General features: G+C 63.0%; 12 protein-coding genes and 1 tRNA gene. 10 read left to right on the top strand and 3 right to left on the bottom strand.

Features of this window, described 5'->3' with window-relative positions; all coding sequences use genetic code 11:
- Positions 1-23: 23 nt before the first annotated feature.
- The 8 genes from smpB to ACI3KQ_RS04520 all read left to right on the top strand — a co-directional run bounded on the left by smpB (position 24) and on the right by ACI3KQ_RS04520 (position 11,401).
- Complete coding sequence (gene smpB, locus ACI3KQ_RS04555; protein ID WP_404955226.1) at positions 24-506, top strand: SsrA-binding protein SmpB; 483 nt, start codon at positions 24-26, stop codon at positions 504-506.
- Entirely contained in the window at positions 506-1,099 is a 594-nt protein-coding gene (locus ACI3KQ_RS04550) for a DUF2062 domain-containing protein (RefSeq protein ID WP_404955224.1), read from the top strand. Before smpB ends, ACI3KQ_RS04550 begins: the two co-directional genes overlap by 1 nt.
- A 45-nt stretch (positions 1,100-1,144) precedes the next feature.
- The gene (locus ACI3KQ_RS04545) at positions 1,145-3,571 is read left to right on the top strand and encodes a response regulator (RefSeq protein WP_404955222.1); all 2,427 of its coding nucleotides are present in this window, start codon (positions 1,145-1,147) and stop codon (positions 3,569-3,571) included.
- An 84-nt stretch (positions 3,572-3,655) separates the two neighbouring features.
- A complete protein-coding gene (locus ACI3KQ_RS04540; protein ID WP_404955220.1) occupies positions 3,656-4,015 on the top strand; it encodes a response regulator in 360 nt (119 codons plus the stop codon).
- Between the two features lie 96 nt (positions 4,016-4,111).
- Positions 4,112-5,185, top strand: coding sequence for a recombinase RecA (gene recA / locus ACI3KQ_RS04535; RefSeq protein WP_167304101.1), 1,074 nt, complete (start codon positions 4,112-4,114; stop codon positions 5,183-5,185).
- 309 nt (positions 5,186-5,494) lie between these two features.
- Positions 5,495-6,310, top strand: a complete 816-nt coding sequence (locus tag ACI3KQ_RS04530) for an ImuA family protein (protein ID WP_404955217.1) — start codon at positions 5,495-5,497, stop codon at positions 6,308-6,310.
- Positions 6,207-7,802, top strand: coding sequence for a Y-family DNA polymerase (locus tag ACI3KQ_RS04525; protein ID WP_404955469.1), 1,596 nt, complete (start codon positions 6,207-6,209; stop codon positions 7,800-7,802). The genes ACI3KQ_RS04530 and ACI3KQ_RS04525 overlap by 104 nt, the downstream gene beginning before the upstream one ends.
- On the top strand, positions 7,799-11,401 hold the full coding sequence (locus tag ACI3KQ_RS04520; protein ID WP_404955215.1) for an error-prone DNA polymerase: 3,603 nt from the start codon (positions 7,799-7,801) through the stop codon (positions 11,399-11,401). Before ACI3KQ_RS04525 ends, ACI3KQ_RS04520 begins: the two co-directional genes overlap by 4 nt.
- Positions 11,402-11,421: 20 nt before the next feature.
- On the opposite strand, the gene ACI3KQ_RS04515 is transcribed toward ACI3KQ_RS04520, so the two are convergent.
- The gene (locus tag ACI3KQ_RS04515; protein ID WP_404955213.1) at positions 11,422-15,636 is read right to left on the bottom strand and encodes a translocation/assembly module TamB domain-containing protein; all 4,215 of its coding nucleotides are present in this window, start codon (positions 15,634-15,636) and stop codon (positions 11,422-11,424) included.
- A complete protein-coding gene (locus ACI3KQ_RS04510) occupies positions 15,636-17,744 on the bottom strand; it encodes a BamA/TamA family outer membrane protein (protein ID WP_404955211.1) in 2,109 nt (702 codons plus the stop codon). Before ACI3KQ_RS04510 ends, ACI3KQ_RS04515 begins: the two co-directional genes overlap by 1 nt.
- A gap of 137 nt (positions 17,745-17,881) precedes the next feature.
- On the opposite strand from ACI3KQ_RS04510, the gene recJ reads away from it, so the two are divergent.
- Positions 17,882-19,648: a single-stranded-DNA-specific exonuclease RecJ gene (gene recJ, locus ACI3KQ_RS04505; protein WP_404955209.1), complete on the top strand. Its 1,767-nt coding sequence runs from the start codon at positions 17,882-17,884 to the stop codon at positions 19,646-19,648.
- Positions 19,649-19,748: 100 nt separating this feature from the next.
- Positions 19,749-19,823, top strand: a tRNA-Glu gene (locus tag ACI3KQ_RS04500).
- 1,171 nt (positions 19,824-20,994) lie between these two features.
- On the opposite strand, the gene ACI3KQ_RS04495 is transcribed toward ACI3KQ_RS04500, so the two are convergent.
- A complete protein-coding gene (locus tag ACI3KQ_RS04495) occupies positions 20,995-21,747 on the bottom strand; it encodes a hypothetical protein (protein ID WP_404955207.1) in 753 nt (250 codons plus the stop codon).
- Between the last annotated feature and the right edge of the window lie 201 nt (positions 21,748-21,948).

The raw sequence follows: 21,948 nt of genomic DNA, 5'->3' as shown, positions 1-21,948 counted from the left end.
TGAAGTGAGTTAGTTAATCCGATATGGCCCGCCCCCGTCCTGAAACCTTCGACAAGAAGAAGATCGTCGCCGAAAACCGGCGCGCGCGTTTCGAATATTTCCTTGAGGATGTGTTCGAGGCAGGCATCGCGCTGCAAGGGACGGAAGTGAAGTCGCTCCGTTTCGGCGAAGGGAATATCGCGGAAAGCTATGCCGAGGTGAAGGGCGAGCAGGTGTGGCTGGTCAACAGCAACATCCCCGAATTCAGCCACGGCAACCGCTATAATCATGAGCCCAAGCGGCCCCGCAAGCTGCTGCTGCATGAGCGGGAGATCGCGCGCATGCACGGCGCTGTAGAGCGCAAGGGCATGACCCTTGTCCCCTTGAGCATCTATTTCAACAGCCGGGGCAGGGCGAAGGTCGAACTGGCCCTGGCCAAAGGCAAGAAGACCCATGACAAGCGCGAAACCATAAAAGAACGCGACTGGAAGCGCGATCAGCAGCGTATTTTGAAAGAGCATCGCTGATGAGCAATCGCTTCACCCGCTGGTGGCATGCCAATGCACCGACGCGCGAATCGCTGGAAGATAATCGTTTCATCGCCCCCGTGGCGCATCGGGTGCTTGAGCCGTCCCTGTGGCGCTTTACGCGCCGGTCGGTCCCACGCGGCGTGGCGCTGGGCCTGCTGGTCGGTATCTTTCTGCTAATTCCCGGCATCCAGATTGCGGGGGCGGCCCTGTTGGCGCTCCCTTTTCGCGCCAATATTCCCGTTGCCGCCGCCATGACGTTCCTGTCCAATCCGGCAACCACGCCGCTGTTCCTGATGGCGTCGGTCTATATCGGGAACTGGATGCTGGGGCGGACGGCGGACGCGTCGGGTTTTATGGCGCTGGTCAATGACCATGCCACGATCCGCCAGTGGGTGGCCTGGCTGTTTTCGGAAGCCGCGCCCGCCATGCTGTTTGGCCTCGCCCTTATCTCCATCGCCTTTGCCGTCGTCGGCTATTTCCTGGCGGACTGGATCTGGCGGCATCGCATGGGCCGTAAATGGCATGCGCGTAAATTGAGGATTGGCAAGTCACCCGAAAGCAGCGCATTGGAAGAAATCGCTCGCGTCTGACGGCGGGCGATGCAGTCCAGTGTCGTTTAAGGGGGGACGCCGGTCATGGCCGCGCGGGTGAAGAGGGATGAGGAAGCGTGGGCCGGTGAACAACCGTCCCGTTTCGCCCTGCCGCTCCTGGTCCTGGCAGCGTTGGTTTCTGCCGCTATTGTCATCTACGCGGCGGGCGACGCTGTACTGGCAGCGGGGTTCGCTGCTACTGTCCTGGCCCTTGCTGCATTGCTCAGCTGGTATCATCGCCTCGCTTTTTCTGAAACCACCGAAGGCGAAGTTGCGCCGGACTGGACCGTTGCGCGCGCGGCGGCGGATGCTTCGGGCATGGCGATTGCGGTCACGGACCGATCGGGACGGCTGGTGTGTGCCAGCGACAGGTTCGGTGAGTGGTTTCCCGGCTTTCCCGCACCGCCCAATATCACCACCGACCCGACCCTGCTCGACAGCCTGAGCGCGGCTGCGCGTCTTGCCTGGCGCGACGGCGATGGAAGGGTGGAAGGGTTGACCCAGGGCGCCTTGCGGCTGGACGTCGATGTGTGCCGCACCGGGCGGGCGGAGGATTATCTGCTGTGGCGCTTTTCGCCGGTGCGGCAGCCGAGCGCGCTGGATGATGTCCATCGCCTGCTGACCGGGGAAGCGGGCCGCCAGATGGGCGAAGCGGGCGTCATGGCGGTGATGATCGGCGGCGAAGGACGCATCCGGGCAGCGAACGGCGCATTCCTGCTGCGCGCGGCCGGGCGGATCGACGCCAATATCACGGGCCGCGATTTCGCAACCCATATGCGGGTCGATGACAAGGGGCAGCTGTTCCTGGCGCGGGAGGAGTCCGGGGGGCTGCCGCTGCGGCTGCTGCAGGTGCCGCTGCGCCGCGCGGTCCAGCCGGGCGCGACCCAGGGTGGCGGGCAGGATGGTCCCATGCTTTTGCTGCTGATCGATGAACCGGCCGGTAGCGCGGGTGGTACGACCTCGCTTTCCTACATCGAAACGCTTCTTTCGCTGCTGCCCTTCGGCCTGGCCATGGCCGACCGCGATGGGCGGATATTGTTCCTGAACGGCGCTTTTTCGCGTGCCGCCGGGCTGAAGCGCGGCGACAAGCCGGTTTATCCCGGCGATCTGGTCGCGCGTGAGGATCAGGCGGCGGTGGCCGACGCGGTGCGCCGCTTTGCCGTCGGGCCGCAAATGTCGGGCGACATCGCCGTTCGGATGCGGGATCAGCCGGACGAGCCGACCGCGCTCAGCCTCGCCGGGGTGCGCGGCCTGGGCGAAGCGGCGGTGTTGCTCAGCCTCAAGGACAATAGTGAGGAAAGCAAGCTCAAGCGGCAGGTCGCGCAAGCGACGAAGATGCAGGCGATCGGCCAGCTGGCGGGCGGCGTCGCCCATGACTTTAACAATATCCTGACCGCTATCATCGGTCATTGCGACCTGATGCTGATGCGCCACACGCCGGGCGACAGCGACTATGACGACCTTCAGCAGATCAAATCGAACAGCAATCGGGCGGCGGGGCTGACCCGGCAATTGCTCGCCTTTTCCCGCCAGCAGACATTGCGTCCGCAGGTATTGCAGTTGCCCGACATCGTCGCGGACGTATCCAACCTGTTAAAGCGTCTGCTGGGCGAAGCTGTGAAACTGGAAGTCAGCCATGGCCGCAACCTGGGCGCGGTGCGGGCCGATCCGGGACAGCTGGAACAGGTGATTGTCAACCTGGCCGTCAACGCTCGTGACGCCATGGTCGATGGCGGCACCCTCAACATCCAGACCTATGCCGTGCCCGCCGCCAAGGTGCGGGACCTGCGGCAGGAAATCCTGCCCGCCGCCGACTATACGGCGCTGCGCGTGTCCGACACCGGGCTGGGCATTCCGCCCGACATATTGTCGAAAATCTTCGAACCCTTTTTCACGACCAAGGAACTGGGCAAGGGGACCGGCCTGGGCCTGTCCACCGTCTACGGCATCGTCAAACAATCGGGCGGATACATCTTTGCCGAATCGGAATTGGGGCGGGGGGCGAGCTTCGTCATTTACCTGCCCGTCTATCAGGGCGCCGATGTTGAACAGACGGCCCAGCCCAAAACCCCGATCCGCCGCAGCGAAACCTGGGGCAGCGGGACCGTGCTGCTCGTCGAGGATGAGGATATGGTTCGCGCCGTCGCCGAGCGGGCATTGTCGCGCCAGGGATATAAGGTGCTGACCGCCAACGACGGCGAACAGGGTCTGGAAGTGCTGGCCGGCGGCGAAAAGATCGACCTGCTGATTTCGGATGTCGTCATGCCCAATATGGATGGCCCATCCATGGTGGCCCGTGCGCGTCATAGCCATCCCGACCTACCGGTGCTGTTCATGTCGGGCTATGCTGAGGAACAGCTGCGCAAATCGATCGACATCGCCAATGTCGCTTTCCTGCCTAAACCCTTTTCCGTCAGCCAGTTGGCCGAAGCCGCGCGCGACGCACTGGCGATGAACCCCGCTGCGGAATGAACTTCTCGTTCGATCAAGCGATTATACTGTGCACCGGTCCGTCGATCGGATAGCGACGCATAACGACATAAGGGGACCGCGTGCATGGCTGAAGGCAAGACCATCCTGATCGTTGAAGATGAAGTGATGATCGGCATGATGCTTGAAGATTATCTCGAAACGCTGGGCTACGGCTTGCATGCAATCGCCGTGTCGGTCGAAGAAGCATGCGACCATGCGCGCAAGGGTGGGTTCGATGCGGCGCTGGTCGATTGCAACCTGCAGGGTGAAAAAAGCTGGCCTGTCGCCGACATATTGGCGGAAAACGGCATACCCTTCATCTTCGCCACCGGCGGTATCACCGACGACGTGCCGCAAGGACATGCAGACCGTCCGACGCTGGCCAAACCCTATACGATCGGGGCTGTGGACAGGGCGTTGGGGAAGGTGCTTTCAGCCGAATAGGAAATTTCTGTTCCTATCTTGTTCTACGCGAACAAACAGGATACATCGTGCTGGCGCCGACCAATTGGCGCGATCCGCTTGACAGGGGATAGGCCGATGACCGCAATGCTCTCACTTATCGATTCCAAGAAGACAGGTACAATGGACAGACAGAAAGCATTGGAAGCGGCCCTTTCCCAGATCGACCGCGCCTTCGGCAAAGGCTCGGCGATGAAGCTGGGCAGCCGCGAGAAGATTGAGATCGAATCGATTTCGACCGGGTCGCTGGGACTGGATATCGCGCTTGGTATTGGCGGCCTGCCGCGCGGGCGGATCGTTGAAATTTACGGGCCGGAAAGCTCGGGCAAGACGACGCTCGCCCTGCACGCCATTGCAGAGGCGCAGAAGACGGGCGGCGTAGCGGCCTTTGTCGACGCCGAACATGCGCTCGACCCCGCTTATGCCAAGAAACTGGGCGTCGATATCGACGAATTGATCGTGTCGCAGCCTGATACGGGCGAACAGGCGCTGGAAATCGTCGATACGCTGGTGCGGTCGAATGCCATCGACGTGCTCGTGATCGACTCGGTCGCGGCACTGGTGCCCCGCGCGGAAATCGAAGGTGAAATGGGCGACAGCCATGTCGGCCTGCAGGCGCGCCTGATGAGCCAAGCGCTGCGCAAGCTGACCGGCTCGATCTCGCGCTCGAAATGTCTGGTGATCTTCATCAACCAGGTGCGCATGAAGATCGGCGTCATGTACGGTAACCCCGAAACGACGACCGGCGGCAACGCGCTCAAATTCTATGCGTCGGTCCGGCTCGACATCCGCCGCACCGGCCAGATCAAGGATCGCGACGACATCGTCGGCAACGCGACCCGTGTGAAGGTGGTGAAGAACAAGGTCGCACCGCCTTTCAAGCAGGTGGAATTCGACATCATGTATGGCGAAGGCATTTCCAAGATCGGCGAAATCCTGGACCTTGGCGTCAAGGCCGGCGTGGTCGAAAAATCGGGTGCCTGGTTCTCCTACGATTCCGTCCGCATCGGCCAGGGCCGGGAAAACGCCAAGACCTTCCTCAAAGGGAATCCCGAAATGGCCGACCGCCTGGAAAAGGTGATCCGCGGCAAGACCGAGGAAGTCGCCGAAGCGATGATGACCGGACCCGAACCGGAGGATGACGGCGAATAAGCGCCGGGCGCGGCCTGACAGCCGCTTCCTCACTCCTCTGAAAAGGCCCGCCCGCGCATTTACGCAGGGCGGGCCTTTTTACGTGGCCTTTCATCTCACCCCTTTTGCGGCTCCTTTTGCGCTGGATAAATCTGGCTTTTGTCCGCTTCCTTCGCGGCGTAGAGGGCTTCGTCTGCTGCTTTCATGGACGTAGCGGTACGCCAATATACGGACGCTCAAACTTCCGTTTCCCGAACGGCTCCTTCCCTGCGGCACTTCCATTGACAGGCTTTCCTATAAATCCGAAAAGAACATATAGAGAACATTCATATGGTCGAGTCGGTGAAGACGCTTGCAGCCCTCAGGCGGCAGATCGCATCGCTGGAAGGAATTCCGGTCGCGAAAGCCGGTGCACCCGTTGTCACGGGGCATGAGCCCTTTGACCGGGCCATGCAAGGCGGCCTGGCGCGCGGCCGCGTGCATGAGCTGTTCGGTAGTGACGAAGATGAAGGAGCGGTTGCCGGTTTTTCGCTGATCCTTGCTCATCTGGCGGCGGGGGATGCGCCCTTATTTTGGCTGCGTGCCGCCAAGGGAGGGGTGGCGCAGCCCTATGGCCCGGGGCTGGCGGCGTTGGGGATTGATCCATCCCGGCTGCTGATCGGGGTGATGAAGGATGAGGCGTTGCTGTTGCGGGCGGCAGTTGATGCGCTGCGTTGCCCGGCGCTGGGAGCGCTCGTCATCGAACTGCGTGGGCGCGCGCCCCTGCTGGACCTGACCGCCAGCCGCCGTCTGGCGCTGGCGGCGGAGACGTCGGGGGTGACCGCCTTCGTGCTGCGGATTGGCGGCGATCCGGTGCCGAGCGCGGCGGAGACACGGTGGCGGGTGGAGGCTGCGCCATCCGTGCCGTTGCCGGGCAATGCGCCGGGCATGAGCGCCTTTTCGCTTAGCCTGCTGCGCCGCCGTTCCGGCCCGGATGGCATTACGTGGCGGATGGTGTGGAATGCCGAGCGGGGAGATTTTGGAGAAGAGTGCGATGAACGCCATGAGCATGGATGGGCCAGCGGAGGACGCGCTGACGAGGCGGCGCTACCTAGCGCTGTGGTTCCCCTTCCTGCCGGTCGACCGGCTGCGCATCGCGCGGCCTGATCTGTGGCAAGCGCAGGCCGGCGCCGGGCCGGTTGTCATCATGGAGGCCGTGCGCGGGGCCATGCGCCTTGTGACGCCGGATGCCGATGCGCTGGCGTTGGGCCTGAGCGCGGGCATGACTCTGGCCGATGCGCGGGCGCAGGAGCCGGATCTGGTCAGCTTCGAAGCAGATCCTCATGCCGATCAGGATTGGCTGGAGCGGCTGTGCGACGGATGCGCGCGCTATACGCCTATGGCTGCGATCGATCCGCCGCATGGGCTGATGCTGGACATCACCGGCTGCGCGCATCTGTGGGGCGGGGAGGAAGCGTTGGCGCTTGAGGCAGCGGACCGTTTCGAACGGCATGGCATGGAAGTGCGCTACGCCATTGCGGGAACGCCGGAAGGAGCACATGCGCTGTGCCGTTTTTCCGCAGGCCCTGCGCCGGACGAAGAGGCCGCCCTGCGCCGCCTGCCGATCGAGGCGCTGGGGCTGGAGCAGGACAGCGGCGTTGCGCTGCGCCGTGCGGGCCTGCGCACCATCGGCGATCTGGCGGCGCGCCCCGCCGCGACACTCGCCGCGCGTTTTGGTGAGGAAGCGGTGGACGCGCTGCACCGCTTGCTGGGGCTGGACCAGCGCCCGCTCGCGCCGCGCCGCCCCCGCACAGCGGTTCGTATCGAGCGCCGTTTCGCCGAACCGATGGGCAGCACCGCCTACGCGCTCAAGGTGCTGGAAGACATGGCCGCCGAAGCAGGCGAGCGGCTGGGCGAGCGCGGGCAGGGAGGACGCCGGTTCGAAGCGATGTTCTTTCGCAGTGACGGTCTTGCCTTCCCATTGCGCATGGAAACCAGCCTGCCGGTGCGTGATGCGCCCGCGATCATGCGGCTGGTACAGGAGCGGATCGACAGCCTGGCCGATCCGCTTGATCCCGGCTTCGGCTTCGACATGCTGCGCCTTAGCGTGCCGCAGACCGAGCCGATGGCCGCGACCCAACTGGCGTTGGAAGGAGGAGAGGCCAAGCGCGAGGAAGCGGTGGCTGCGCTGGTCGATCGGCTGTCCGTCCGGGCTGGCCGCAACCGCATCCAGCGGTTGGAACCGCGCGACAGCCATATTCCCGAACAGGCGCAGCTTGCACTGCCTGCGATCGAAAGCCGCACGCCGTCCAGCTGGCCACGTCAGGGAGAACCGGGCGACCCGCCGATGCGCCCCATTCACCTGTTCGACCCGCCCCAGCCGATCGAGGTGGTGGCGCAGGTGCCCGACGGCCCTCCGCATCATTTCCGCTGGCGGCGGACAGCCCATGAAGTGACCCGCTATGAAGGGCCGGAACGGATCGCGCCCGAATGGTGGAAGGCGAAGGACGGCGCACTGGTGGGCGAAGGTGCGGGCATGACGCGCGACTATTACCGGATCGAGGATGCGCGCGGTCGCCGCTACTGGATCTTCCGCCATGGCCTTTATGGCACGGAGGCGCGGCACCCCGGCTGGTACATCCACGGCCTGTTCGCATGAAACGCGGCAAGGGGCCTGATCCGTCCAAGCCCAAATCCCCCGACCGGCGGGAGTTGGATATGATTGAGGAAAGGGAGAGGAAGCGGCAAGAGCAGCCTGTAAAGCCGCCAGCGTCAAGAGAAGGCCCAGCCTTCGCCGAATTGGGCGTCATGTCCAATTACAGCTTTCTGCACGGCGCCTCACACCCCTCAGATATTGTCGCACAAGCCAATCATCTGGGGTTTCGCGCCATTGGTATTGCCGACAGGAACAGCGTGGCTGGCGTGGTGCGCGCCTATGTCGCGTTGCGTGACGCGCCGGAAAAGGCGCGCGCCGCCATGATCAAAGAGAAGGAAGAGAGAGGTGAAGCGGCCGAGCTGACTGCCGAGGAAGAGGCGGCCTGTCACACCGATCTGCGTCTGGTGGTGGGCGCTCGTCTGGTCTTTGTCGATGGCACGCCTGACATTCTGGCCTATCCCAAAAGCCGCCTTGGCTGGGGACAGCTCACCCGTCTGTTGACCAAAGGCAATATGGAGGCGGTGAAGGGAGATTGTATTCTTACCTTCAGTGATTTGCTTAGCCATCTTGAGGACCTTCTGTTGATTGTCCTGCCGCTTTCCACGGCCCGGCCACAAGAGGCGCACAAGGCTCCCCCTGATTATCCTTCCGGTGATGAGGCGTTGCCCATTTCCCACCTGAAACTGGTGCCGCCCGCCTCTCCGCCCACATGGCAGGATGCATTGCACCGGTTGCAGGACAAAGCGCCGGGACGCGTATGGCTTGGCCTCACCATGCGCTATCAGGGGCGCGACCGCCGCCATGCTGCCGCTGTTCAGGAGACTGCTCGTGAGGTGGGCGTGCCAGTCATCGCGACCAATGATGTGCTGTATGCCGAAGCGGCATCGCGGCCATTGCAGGACGTGCTCAGCTGCATTCGCGATGGCGTGACACTCAAGCAAGCGGGGCGGCGATTGGAAGCGCATGCCGAACGCCATCTCAAGTCCCCCATCGAAATGGCCCGGCTCTATGCCGCCTGTCCGCAAGCGCTGGCTGAAACGATCCGGTTTGTCGACCAGATCGACTTCGTCCTTACCGATCTCAAATATGAATATCCTCATGAGCCAGTTCCGCCAGGCTGGTCACCCGATGATTGGCTTGAGGATATGGTCCGCAAAGCGGCGGTGAAACGTTATGGTCCCTCGTTGCCTTCAAAAGTGGAGAAGTTGATCGAAGAGGAACTCCACCTCATCCGCAGACAAAATTATGCCTATTACTTCCTGACCGTTCACGATCTGGTCCGTTTCGCCCGCGCACAAAAGCCGCCTATCCTCTGCCAAGGGCGGGGGTCCGCCGCCAATTCCATCGTCTGCTTCCTGCTGGGCGTTACTTCCGTCGATCCTGTGAAGCACGACCTGCTCTTTTCCCGTTTCGTGTCGGAAGAGCGCAACGAACCGCCCGACATCGACGTCGATTTCGAACATGAGCGACGTGAGGAGGTGATGCAATATATCTACCGCCGCTACGGGCGCGAGCGGGCGGGGATCGCCGCGACCGTCATCCATTATCGCTCCCGCAGCGCTCTGAGAGAAGTGGCGAAGGTGCTGGGCCTTAGCGAAGATATCGCGGTGCGCCTGTCGAGTACCGTCTGGGGCAGTTATTCAAGCGATCTGGGGGATGGGCGTTTCATCGATGCGGGCTTTTCCCTCGACAATGCGGAGATCGTGCGGTTGCGATCGCTGGTTCAGCAGCTGATACGCGCGCCTTTCGCCCGGCATCTGTCCCAGCATGTCGGCGGCTTTGTGCTGACCCAGAACCGGCTGGATGAAACGGTGCCCATTCATAATGCCGCGATGCCCGATCGTAGCTTCATTGAATGGGACAAGGACGATATCGATGCACTGGGCCTGATGAAGGTCGATGTGCTCGCGCTCGGCATGTTGAGCTGCATTCGCAGGGCTTATGAATTGATGCGGCGTCATGATCTGGGGGATCATGACCTGACCGTCGATCTCGATTCCGAAGACCCTGCTGTTTACGCCATGCTGCAGAAGGGGGACAGCATCGGCGTGTTCCAGGTGGAAAGCCGTGCGCAGATCAACATGCTGCCGCGCTTGAAGCCGGAAAATCTTTACGACCTGACGGTGCAGGTTGCGATCGTAAGGCCCGGACCGATCGAGGGCGATATGGTGCATCCCTATCTGCGGCGACGGGCGGGTATTGAGAAGCCGGAATTTCCTTCGCCTAGCCCACCGCATAATCCCAACGAATTGCGAGAGTTGTTGAAGTACACCTACGGCGTCCCCCTGTTCCAGGAACAGGCGATGAAGCTCGCCATTGTCGCTGCCGAATTCACACCGTCGGAAGCCAATCAGCTGCGTCGGTCGATGGCGACGTTTCGCCAGGTCGGGGGCATGGACAAGTTCAAGGAAAAGATGGTCGGCGGCATGGTGCGGCGCGGTTATGCACGCGATTTCGCTGAGCGTTGCTATAGCCAGATCGAGGGGTTCGGCAGTTACGGTTTTCCCGAAAGCCACGCCTTGTCCTTTGCCCGGCTGGTCTATGTGTCGGCCTGGATCAAATGCCATCAGCCCGCCGTGTTCGCCTGCGCGCTACTCAATTCCCAGCCGATGGGCTTTTATGCCCCCGCGCAGCTCGTCCGGGACGCGCGGGAACATGGCGTTGCCGTGCATGATGTGGACGTGAATATGAGCGGGTGGGACAATGCGCTGGAGCCGTTGCTGCGTTCGCGGAACGCGCGGCGGGGTGAGGGGGAAGGGCGGGCGCTGGCTTTGCGGCTGGGGTTCCGCCAGATCGATGGCTTTCGGGAGAGTTGGGCGGAGCAGCTGGCCGAGGCGCGGGAGGGGGGCCTGTTCACCAGCCTGGAGGATTTGGCGCGGCGGGCTGGGTTGCCTGCGCGGGCGTTGCGGCTATTGGCGGATGCGGACGCCTGCCGGTCGCTGGGACAGGACAGGCGAGCGGCGCTTTGGGAAGCGCGGCGGACACCATCGAATGAGCTGCCATTGTTCGCCGCTGCCCGCAAACGGGACCAGAAGGCGGCGGGAGAATTGGGGCAGGAGCCGGACGCGATGCTGCCCGCCATGCCGCTCGCCGAACAGGTCGCGGCCGATTACCAGATGACGCGGCTGTCGCTCAAAGGGCATCCGATGCAGTTCCTGCGTCCGGTCTTCGCAGCCGAGGGGGTGCTCAGCTGCGCGGAAACATCGGCCGCGAAAAACGGGACGAAGGTGCGGACGGCGGGCGTGGTGCTGGTGCGCCAGCGACCGGGCAAGGGCAATGCGGTCTTCATCACGATAGAAGATGAGACGGGCGTCACCAACATCCTGCTCTGGGCGCGCCTGTTCGAAATGCAACGGCGGCCGGTGATGGCGTCGCGGCTGATGCTGGTTGAGGGCGAGGTGCAACGGAGCAAGGAAGGCGTCGTCCACCTGATGGCGACCCGCGTGCATGATCGCACTGCCGAACTGTCGCGCCTGTCGGACACGCATCGACCGCAAATCGCCCTTTCCAGGGCTGACGAGTTCGTTCACCCCCAACATCCACGCACGTCCAGTCACCCCCGCAACGTGCGGATACTACCCAAGTCGCGGGACTTTCATTGAGCTTTGGAATAATCCCGGCCTCAATAATCCTTGGAATAGCGCAGGTTGGCCGACGATCCGGCATTGGTGCCGGTTTTCGACAGCAGGCTCAGCGTCTTTGACAGCGAGATTTCCAGCTGTGTCGCGGTGAAGCCCTTGGGGTCGGTGATAATCTCCACATAGATATTGTTGGAAATGCGTTGCCCCACGGCGAGCGATGTGCCGCGCCCCGTCGCATCGTCACCGCCGACGATGCCGATCCGGTCGATGCCCGACGCATTCTGCAACTTGCCCATCGGGTTAAGCCCGCCGCCTCCCCCGCGCAGGCCGTTCAGCGCCGCCGCCAGCTGCACCGCCTGTGTCGCTGACAGGTTCGCGACATTGTCGCCGAACAGGATGCGCGACAGGATTTCATCCTGCGGCAGTGTTGGCGTCGATACGAAGCTTATGTCGGGCCGCTGCGCGGTTCCGCTAACAGCGATCCCTGCCGTGACCGTGTCGATCCGGGTTTCGGCGCGGATCGCCAGCGTCGGGTTCATCATCGGCCCGTTGAAGTTGATGATCCCCTGTTCCAGTTCGAACTGGTGGCCAGAAAAGCTGTAGCGGCCCCGGATCACTTCGATCCGTCCGACGACGCGCGGGTCTGCCGTGGTGCCGGTGACGCGCATGCTGGTCTTCCATTCGGAATCCAGCCCCATGCCGGTCACGTAGATTTCATTGTCGGCGCGCACGCGAATGTCGAGCTTCCAGTTGGCGGGCCGTGCTGCCGTCTGCCGTCCGGCCAGTCGCTGATCCAGCAGATCGCTGCCTTCGCCCTTGCGCCGCACGCCGGTCAGCTGGCGGATTTCCGCCCCGCCTTGCCATGCGACGCGATAGCGGGTTTCGGGCAGCCACAGGTCGCCCTTTATCAATCCGCCATTGGCCGCACTGTTGGTGATGTTCAACGTGCCGGTCGCAACACTGGTGATCGCTTCGCTGCGAGCGAGCCGGGCGCGGTCCAGCTTTACCGCAATGTCCATCGGGTAACCGCTGTCCGCCGCCAGCCCCACCGTGCCACGCGCCTGCACCGTGCCGTCGCCCGCGCGGCCGGAAAAGTCGCGTATGTCGAGCCGGTCGTTGGTGAAGCGCCCGTCCAGCCGCATCTGGGTGACGCGGGTGCCGAACGTCTCATTCTCATAAGTAAGCGCGTTGGCGCGCACCAGGCCATTGAGGCGCGGGGCGCCCAGCCGCCCGCCGAAATCGGCCGCCACGGCAATCGGTCCGGTCAACTGCTGGTCGGCCAACCCGGCGAAGGAAAATAGCACATCGGCTGGTCCCGCATAACGGATGCCACCATCCAAAGGCGCCGACTGGAGTTGCTGCACCCATCCCGCGCCCGGTCCCGGCGGCGCCAGCGTCGCTACGAAGCGGCCCAATGTCGCATTGCCGCGCCGTATCAGGCCGCGCAGGTCGCCGCCCGCGCCCGACAGCTTACCCTCCATCGCCATGGATACGGGGTCGGATACGGCGGTCAGGCTGGAACGGCGGAAATCGCTGATCGCCAGCCGCGTGGTCGCAGTGGGGAAGGCGTTGCCGCTCTGCGCGAAGTCCAGCGATCCGGTCGCCTTGCCGCTGATGCCCAAACCCGGTGACGCCATGTTCAGGATCGCAAGGTCGAAATCCTTGAACCGGGCCTGCAAAGCCGTCTGCCCGCCGAAACGCCCGGCCAGGTCGACCCGCCCCTGCGGCAGCACCAGCGTGGCAGGTTCCAGCCGATATCCATCGCCCTCGATGCGGATGATCGCCGGGCGGGCAAAGCGGAACGGGATGTTGCTTGCCTTGCCTTCCAGCGCGACGGCATAGAGGCTGGGGCGCAGGGCGGCGTTGACGGCGATGGAGAAAGGCACCCCGGTCGAACCGTCGGCGACCAGCTGCGCCCGGCCACGCCCGCCTTGATAATCGATCCGCCCGCGCGCCTTGCGCACGACATATTCACCATAGGCGGCGTTGGCCATTTGGACGTCGGCCAGGATGCGGGGCTGGTCGGTCAGCACCATCGATGCGGTGACGATGGCGCGCCCTATCACGACCTGCGCTTCGCCCGGCAGCCGCGCATTGCTGGCGGTGGCGTCGACATTGATGCCCTGCGCTTTGCCAACGGCGGAAAGGCGCACAGTGCCATTGATGCCCGACCCGTTCATCGCCAGCTGCCCGGAAAAAGGCCCGGCTGCGCTCTGCTGCAAGCGCCCGTTCATATCGACCCCGGCAAAGCGCGCTCGGCTAACGTCGATGGTCAGCGGCCCCCTGGCCGTGCGGATCAACACATTGGCGAAAAAGGGTCCATAGGGCGATCCGCCCGTCGCTTCCAGTCGATATCCCGCCGCTTCGCCGTTCAGTTTGGCGACGACATCGGTCAATTGCACGCCGACATTCGGGCGGTCGGCGCGCAATATGGCGCGGGGCCGTTCCATCGTCCCCCGCACGGTCAGCGCCAACGGTCCATATTGGTTGGACGTCGCGCGCGCATCGAATGCAATCGCGCCGTCGGTATCATAGCTGCCCGACCCTGAAAGGATGCGGAAATTGGGGGCCGCACCCTTCAGCCCGGCCAGCGTGAACTTACCCTCAGGCGTCATGCCCACGCGCCCGGACATCACCGCGTTGCCGCCCAGGAAGTCGCGCACCGACGCATTTTCCCAGCGCGCCGTCCGCACCCCGAACTTGCCCGACAGGCCGAAACCGCCCTTGGGGCCGGGGACCAGTTCCATGTCGGTCGTCAGGTTGACGATGCCCACGCCGTCGATGCGATAATCATTGACCCGGCCCTTCAGCGCCCCACGATAAATGGCGTTGTCGAGGTCGGCGAGCACGATAGCCGTCGCATCCACGCGGTCGCTATTGATCTTCAGATTGTCGCTGATCAGCTTTCCGGCGGCATAGGCAAAATCGCCCTTCACCCGCAGATTGTGCAACAGCCCGCCTGCCGCGGCATTCAGGCCAGTCACGCGCCTGGCGGTTGCATTCACCGGAATACGGATGCGGTCGGCGTCGATCACCGCCCGCCCGCTCGCCTTCAGCCCTTCGATGCCGGTCTGGTCGAACGCCAGCATCGCGGCGGTGATGTCATAATCGATGAAGGGCGTGGCCATCGGCCCGTCCAGAATGACCGACGCGCGCACATCCCGTCCGCGCACCTTTTCCATGATCGCGCCGGGCGTCAGCAGCGCGGCGTCGATCTTCAGACCGCTGAACCTGCTCGTGCCCAGGTCAATCAGTCCCTGCGCGCTCGCCGCAAGCGCTGGCGATCGCAGCGATCCTTTCAGATTTACGCGCCGTTCGTTCAGCCCGGCGAACAGATCGACAATCAGCGCGGGCGCGGTCAGCCGGTCCACCGTCCCGGCAAAGACCAGCCCCGGTCGCACGGGGCCCTTCGCCGTGAAATTGCCGTCCCGTGCGGCCAGCGCAATGTTCGCCAGTTCGCCCTTGGGGGTATTGGCTATGATCCGTCCGTCCCACGCCTGCCAGCTGCCCTTACCGTCCAGCGTTGCCGTCATGCCGTCGGTCAGGCCGCTCATCTTGGCGATCACACCGCCCTTGGGCGCCGTCAGCATCCCCTTCATCGCCAGCCGGTTCTGATCGGGCACGGCGTCCAGCCATGCCTGCAGCCGGTCGCCGCTATCGACCACCGCGTTGGCCGACAGCTGAGCGCGCCCGTCGGCAATATGGGTGACGCCATCAATGGCGATTTCGCGCTTCTCACCAATGACCGGCTTGGCCAGGACGAAACGGGCGATCTTCAACCGGTCGACGTCGATGTCGAGGTCGGGCAGGATCGGCGCATTAGGGTCGCTCTGCGTGACGTTGAATTGCGGACTTCGGGCCAGCACCACCAGCGGGCTTTCCAGCAGCCGGACGGAAATATGGTTGTTCAGGTAACGGAACGGACTCCATACGACATGGACGCGCGGGGACACTGCAAACGGCCCCTTGGGATCGCGCAGCACCAGGTCATGGATCACCATGTCGCTGTAGATCGACCCTTCGATGCGACCGACTTCGATCGCCATGCCCGATTCCAGTTTCAGCGCGGCGATCTGGCGGATCAGGAATTTCTTGCCCGGTTGGGTATTCAGGGCCAGCAGCAACCCAGCGACCAGCACGGCCAGCGCAGCGACCAGCCCGGCGGCTCCGATGACAATCTTTTGCCACAAGGGGCGGCCCTCACGAACCGCAGCCGTTTCCGTCTCGACAGCGGGCGGGGGTGTTTCTTCCACCATCAAAATGCCTGCCCGATACCGATATAGAGGGTGAATTTGGATTCGCCCGGCTGCCGGTTGATCGGCATGGCGATGTCGGCGCGAAACGGGCCGAAATTGGTGTAGAAACGGCCACCAAGCCCGACGCCATAGCGAATGTCGGAAAAGCCCGGCATAGAGCTTTCATAGACCTGCCCCGCATCGACGAAGGCGACGACGCCATAATCGCCAAAGCGGTAGCGACCCTCCACCGCGAATTCGTTGACTGACCGGCCACCGACCGGATCGTCATTGGCGTCTTTCGGCCCCAGTTCCTGATAGCCAAAGCCGCGCACCGATCCGCCACCACCCGCATAGACCCGGCGTGACGGTGCGATCTGGTCGCGCGCCGCGCCGCTGATGGTCCCGATCCTTGTGCGCGCGGCGATAACCAGCGCGTCCGACACCGGATAATAGCCCGTCAGGTCGAAGGTCGCGCGGACATAAGGCGACACATTTCCCTGCAACGACGCTTCGGGCGAAACACGCAGATTGGCGCGAAATCCCTTGGTGGGGTTCAGCAGGTCGTTGGAACGATCATAGCCGATCTGCGTCGGCAGCGATCCGATGAAATAGGTCAGCCGCCGTTTTTCCGCCGTCGCCGGGTCCACCGTCGTTTGCTCGTTCGACAGCAGGATTTCCGCACCATAGCTATAGGTCCAGCGTTTCTGGAAGATCGGCGTCGACTGGCGGGCCCAACTGATGTTGAGGCCAGCTGTATAGGCTTCGAACGCATCGTAATTCTGATGGTTCAGCAGCGCGCCCGCCTGGAATGTGCGATCACGCTTGCCCGCGTTGGACCGGCGGAACATGCCTGAAATACCCTGTTCCTGCGTCCCCGCCACGATGCTGCCGATCAGCGCGCCTTCGGGTGGGAACAGATTGCGGTGGGTCCATGTCGCTTCGGCGCGGAATCCCTGGCCGGTGCCATAGCCGACCTCGCCCGCCAGGGTGCGCGGCGGTCCGGCCTCCTGATCGACATGCAGGTCGACATATTCCGTGCCGTCGGGTCCCGGCTCATTGGTGCGAACCGGATCGACCGCGATGCTGGAAAACAGGCCGGTCGCCACCAACGCGCGACGCAGGTCGTCGACCTTGCGGCTGTCATAGAGTTCGCCCGGCTTGAAGCGGCTGATGACCTTCATATGATCCGCGCCGAACGCCTGCTTGCGCCCGCTGGTCGTGATCCCACGGAAGGACCCGCGCGGCCCCACATCGACCGGCAGCGTATAGTCGCCGGTGACGGTTGCAGGGTCCAGCAATATGTCGCGTTCCCCCACCTTGGCGAAGGGATAGCCATTTTCGGGCAGCTTCACACCGACATTCGCTTCGGCGCTTTCGACCGTGGCGGCGACGATATAATCGCCGGTCTGAAGCGGCAGGCTGTCACGAACAAGGCCGGGCGGCACGGTCGCCGCCGCGTTGATGACGATTTCGCCAATCTTGTAGCGCTTGCCCGGTGTGACCGACACCACCGCCTTCAACCCGCCTTCGCCCGTCTGGTCGAGCGACGCGAGCGCAGTCGCATCATAATAGCCTTCCGAATACAGCAACCGGACCGCCAGCGCTTCATCCTCATGCGCCCGTGCCTGCACCATGGCGGCGGTTTCGGCCTTGCCATCGCCATCGACCAGCGCCGACGCATCGCGGAACTGATCCTCAAGCCCGGTCTTGCCGAACCCTTCTATGTCGACGGCATAGCGCACTTCAGGCGTCTTTTCGTCCGGGCTGTCCGTCGCCACCTGAACCGGCACCGTCACGCTGTTCAGCGGGGGCAGCGGCTGTGCCAGCTCACGCTCTTCCTCAGGCTCGATGGCGGGGGGCAGGTCCTGCGGCACGCTCGCCTGCGGCATCTGCTGGTCGATCCAGCTGTCGATAGATGGCAACGGCGTGCCGGGTTCGCCAGCCGCATCGATATCTCCCGCCTTGGGTAATCGGGTCTCGAACTCGCTGTCGGGCAGGATCGGCTCCTCCCCCTCAGACGCAGGAGCAGGGGGCGGGAGGGTCTGAGCCATCAAGGGGAGGGGAGAGGCCGCAATCATGAAAAAGCCCAAGGCACGCCGGATATATTTCGCCCGCCTAGACACCATGAACTTCGCGCCGCCCCTTTAGCATCCCAACGCGTGCGCGCGGGACGGGGAATACGCTTGGCCACGGGCATTGGTTCCCCCTGTTTTCGCGTTGCGCCGTGCTTCCCATAGCGACCGGGGCGGTCTAGGGACTGGACATGACCGTCGCGCTCAATGTTTCCCGATCCATCCTTGGCCAACCCTGGCGCTGGCGCGGGCAGGGCGCGGATGCGCGCGCGCCTGGCTATCTGGCTGATGATCTGGTGACGCAGCTGCTGATCGCACGCGGCTGCCCGCGCGAAGCGGTGGAGGCGCATCGCAATCCAACCATCCGGCACTTCATGCCTGACCCCAGCCTGTTTCAGGACATGGATGCCGCCGCGCAACGGCTGGCCGACGCAGTGCAGCGCGGCGAACATGTGTGCATCTTTGGCGATTATGACGTCGATGGCGCGACCAGCGCCGCCTTGCTCATCCGCCTGTTGCGCGACCTTGGCCTCCCGGCGCGCGCTTACATCCCCGACCGGCTGATGGAGGGATATGGCCCGTCCGGCGAAGCACTGGTGCGGCTGGCGGGGGAGGGGGCCACGCTGATCGTCACCGTCGATTGCGGCGCGCAGGCGTTCGAGGCGCTGGCGATGGCGAAGCAGACCGGCGTCGATGTAGTCGTCGTCGACCATCATAAATGCGCCGCCGCGCTTCCCGAAGCCTTTGCCCTCGTCAATCCCAACCGGCTGGATGAATGTGAGGAAGCCGCCGCCCATGGCCATCTGGCGGCGGTAGGCGTCGCCTTTCTGTTGGGCGCGGCGCTGATCCGGGTGCTGCGCTCCCGCGGTTGGTTCGCCAGCCGGGCCGAACCTGCACTGATGGAACTGTTGGACATAGTCGCGCTGGGCACCGTTGCCGACGTTGCCCAGCTTCGCGGGCTGAACCGCGCCTTCGTCGCTCAGGGACTCAAGGTGATGGCAAAGCGGCGCAATGTCGGCCTGTCCGCCCTTATCGACGCCAGTCGCCTGACTCGCGCGCCGCTGTGCCATGATCTTGGTTTCGCGCTGGGGCCGCGCATCAATGCCGGCGGGCGGGTCGGCAAGGCGGATCTGGGCGTGCGCCTGCTGACGACGCAGGACCCGCTGGAAGCGGCGCAGATCGCAGCCGAACTTGAACAGTTCAACGAAGAACGACGCGCCATCGAAGCGCTGGTGCAGGAACAGGCGGAAGCATTGCTCGCCGCGCAGGACAATCGGGCAGTTGCGGTGATCGCCGGTCCCGGCTGGCACCCCGGCGTCATCGGCATTGTCGCTGGCCGGATCAAGGAGAAGGCACGCCGTCCCGCCATCGTGATCGCTGTGGACGAAGCCGGGATCGGCAAGGGTTCCGGCCGCTCCATTTCCGGCGTCGATCTGGGCGCGGCGGTGCTGGCGGCGAAGGACAGCGGCCTGTTGGTCGCGGGCGGAGGCCACGCGATGGCGGCGGGCCTGACGGTGGCGGCGGACCGGATCGATGCGCTGGCCGACTTTCTCGACGAACGCCTGTCGGCTGCGGTGGCGCGGGCGCGGGACGACCGGGCGCTGCTGATCGACGCAGTGCTTGCGCCTGCGGGGGTCAACCCCGATTTCGTCGCGGCAATCGAAGCGGGCGGCCCCTATGGCGCTGGATGGCCCGCGCCGTTGGTCGCGGCGGGCCCCATGCGCGTGATCAAGGCCGATGTGGTTGGCAATGGCCATCTGCGTGCGGTGATGGCCGGTGAAGATGGCCGTTCCATCAAGACCATCGCCTTCCGCCAGGCTGAAACCGATCTTGGCCAGGCGATATTGGGCGCACCCCGCGACCGGCGACTGTGGGTCGCTGGCCGGGCAAAGATCGATGATTGGGGTTCGCGTCCCGCCGCCGAGCTGCATCTGGAGGATGCGGCCTGGGCGGATTGAAGGGCGATATCATTTTCCTGATGCAAGGGGGGTTGACCGTTTCCAACTCCCCCCCTAAAGCCGCCCTCGCTTCGCAACGCCGCCTCGCGGCTTTGCCTGCGGCCCCTTCGTCTAGCGGTTAGGACGCGGCCCTTTCACGGCTGAAACACGGGTTCGATTCCCGTAGGGGTCACCACTTTGATTTTAGACGGCTTTTTTGCAATCGGTGGCGATTGTCCCCTCCGTTACTGGGGGAACAGACCCGCAGGAAATGCCCCGTGGACCATCGCTCACTTCGCAGAGCTGCGGTTCAATTGTCCGCTTTCCACTCCCAGATCGCCATTCGTTGGGCCGATCGGAGGAAGGTCTTCTGATTAGCCGCCGGTCTGTTTCTAAGCGACAAAGCTGCCCGAGCAGGAACGACCAATTGTCGTCATCGGTATTGCCATGATCGCTGCAAAGGAGACATTGTTGAGAAAATTTCTGTTCGTGAGCGTGCAGGCCGTCTACTTGCTCACATCGCCTAATCTATCTTGCCCTGTATAGAGAGGATAGGTTCGGATGGCATGGGCGACTTTTGCGGACGACCCTTTAAGAGGAAATAGGTTGATCCCCAATTGCTCGCCGAACCACCGGTTCTCAAATCGGAGATACCGTTCGCGCTCGGTTACGCCTAGCAGGAGGTAGTTCGCTTTCCCAACACGCTGAACTTTCGCAGATGTGACAGCAGCCCAAGGTAATATGCTCTCATCGGGTTCCCAAAGATGCACACCTCGTTCGTCCAGCAGGACCAGTGGCTGCTTTCGGCTCTTTAACCTCCGATACAGGTCCGTGATTCCTTTTCCGGATACAACCGCTCCTAATATCGGGAGTGCCGCAAAAGCCGATTGCCATCCGCCTTCAAGTAGAACCGGTAAAAAAGCAGAAAACAGGAAAATGGAGCATAACAGCGCTAAGGGGAAAAGAACTATTAACAGTGAAAGCATCTGAAGGAACATCGCGCGGCTCCTGCCGAAAGCGATAGTAGGCGCAGCCATTTCGTGTTCTATCGACGTATCTGACATATGCTGTGTTCTCAATCCATGTCGCCGCAACCTGCGGGGCGCACCAAAGACAGAAATTAATAGCCTCTCTACCGGTACGGTGACAACATGACTGAATGGTAGAAATCGGCCTATAATCTCTGCAAGCCGCCGTTCCGAAATCCACCCCTGACGGTCGCTCCTAGACTCCGCTCATCCACGCGCCGCTGATAACCCGCTGGTCCGGTTGCAGGCAGGGAGCTGCCCAGTGGCAAGCCGCCAGTAAGTGACAGTCAGCAAGGGTCAGCCCCAAAGACCTATTTTCATCGAATCCACTATCTGGCCTCAATAGATTGTGTAAGTCGTTGTCTTCACCACGCCGAACGGCTGCGTGGGGATAGTTCTGCTCACTCTGACCTGAATACCGTCCGGAGTTTGCGAAAGCAGATCGAACTGCGCGCCAAAAGCTGTGCGAGTGGCGGGGAAGGTCGCTTTTCCCACCACAAAACGACTAGTCAGCGATCCTATGGATGCATCACTACCGTAGTTGATCTGAAACACATGATTGCCTGCCGCATTGGCATTGCCGCGATATTGCACACCTACGAACAGCTGAAGCTCAAATGCGACCACCTCCAGTCGACGGTAAGCGATTGGCCCAATCGCGCGAGGTGCCTTCGGCCGACTACCGGCGACAGTCAAAATGCCCTTTGTCACGCTTGAGGTGAGAAACAGTCCTTCGAACCTGCCGTCGCTATCTGCGTCGACTAGGCAAGGTTGAGAATGCCCGACCAGCTTCTGGGCCCGTGGCACGGGATCGCAGAACACCAATGCACCTGGCGAACGCACCTCGACCAATTGGCTACCTGCAGTTAGTCCGAACTCTTGGAGGTCGCTTGATAGTGCCGCCAGGCCCGTGGGGAGCAGGCGCTGCTTCAATACATAGTCCTCTCGCGCCAGCGTGCGCTCACCCCGAAGCGTCGGGTCTTCTTGAATGGTCCATACGTGGTGCAGGGCGCGATCCCCAGCCCAAGCCGGAACAGAGACAGCGGCGGCGGCAGCAGCCAGCGAACAGATCGATTTTGTAACTATCTTCAACAAACGTCTCCCGACATTTCCCAGATTGCCGACGGTAGCGGGTGCATGCGCCGCAGCCCAGCCTTCTCTCCTTCCGATCTAATTGAGTCGATGTCGGGAGACATCACATCTCTTCCCGAACCCGCCATTCCGCTTTCCACCCTTTTTGGCCTCACGGATGCGCGTCGTAGGGCTGCGATAATAGGATGTTGGACGGCAGAT

The organism is Sphingobium sp. ZW T5_29 (assembly GCF_044987515.1).
Taxonomy (GTDB): Bacteria; Pseudomonadota; Alphaproteobacteria; order Sphingomonadales; family Sphingomonadaceae; genus Sphingobium.
This window is presented reverse-complemented; position numbering and strand designations above follow the sequence as displayed.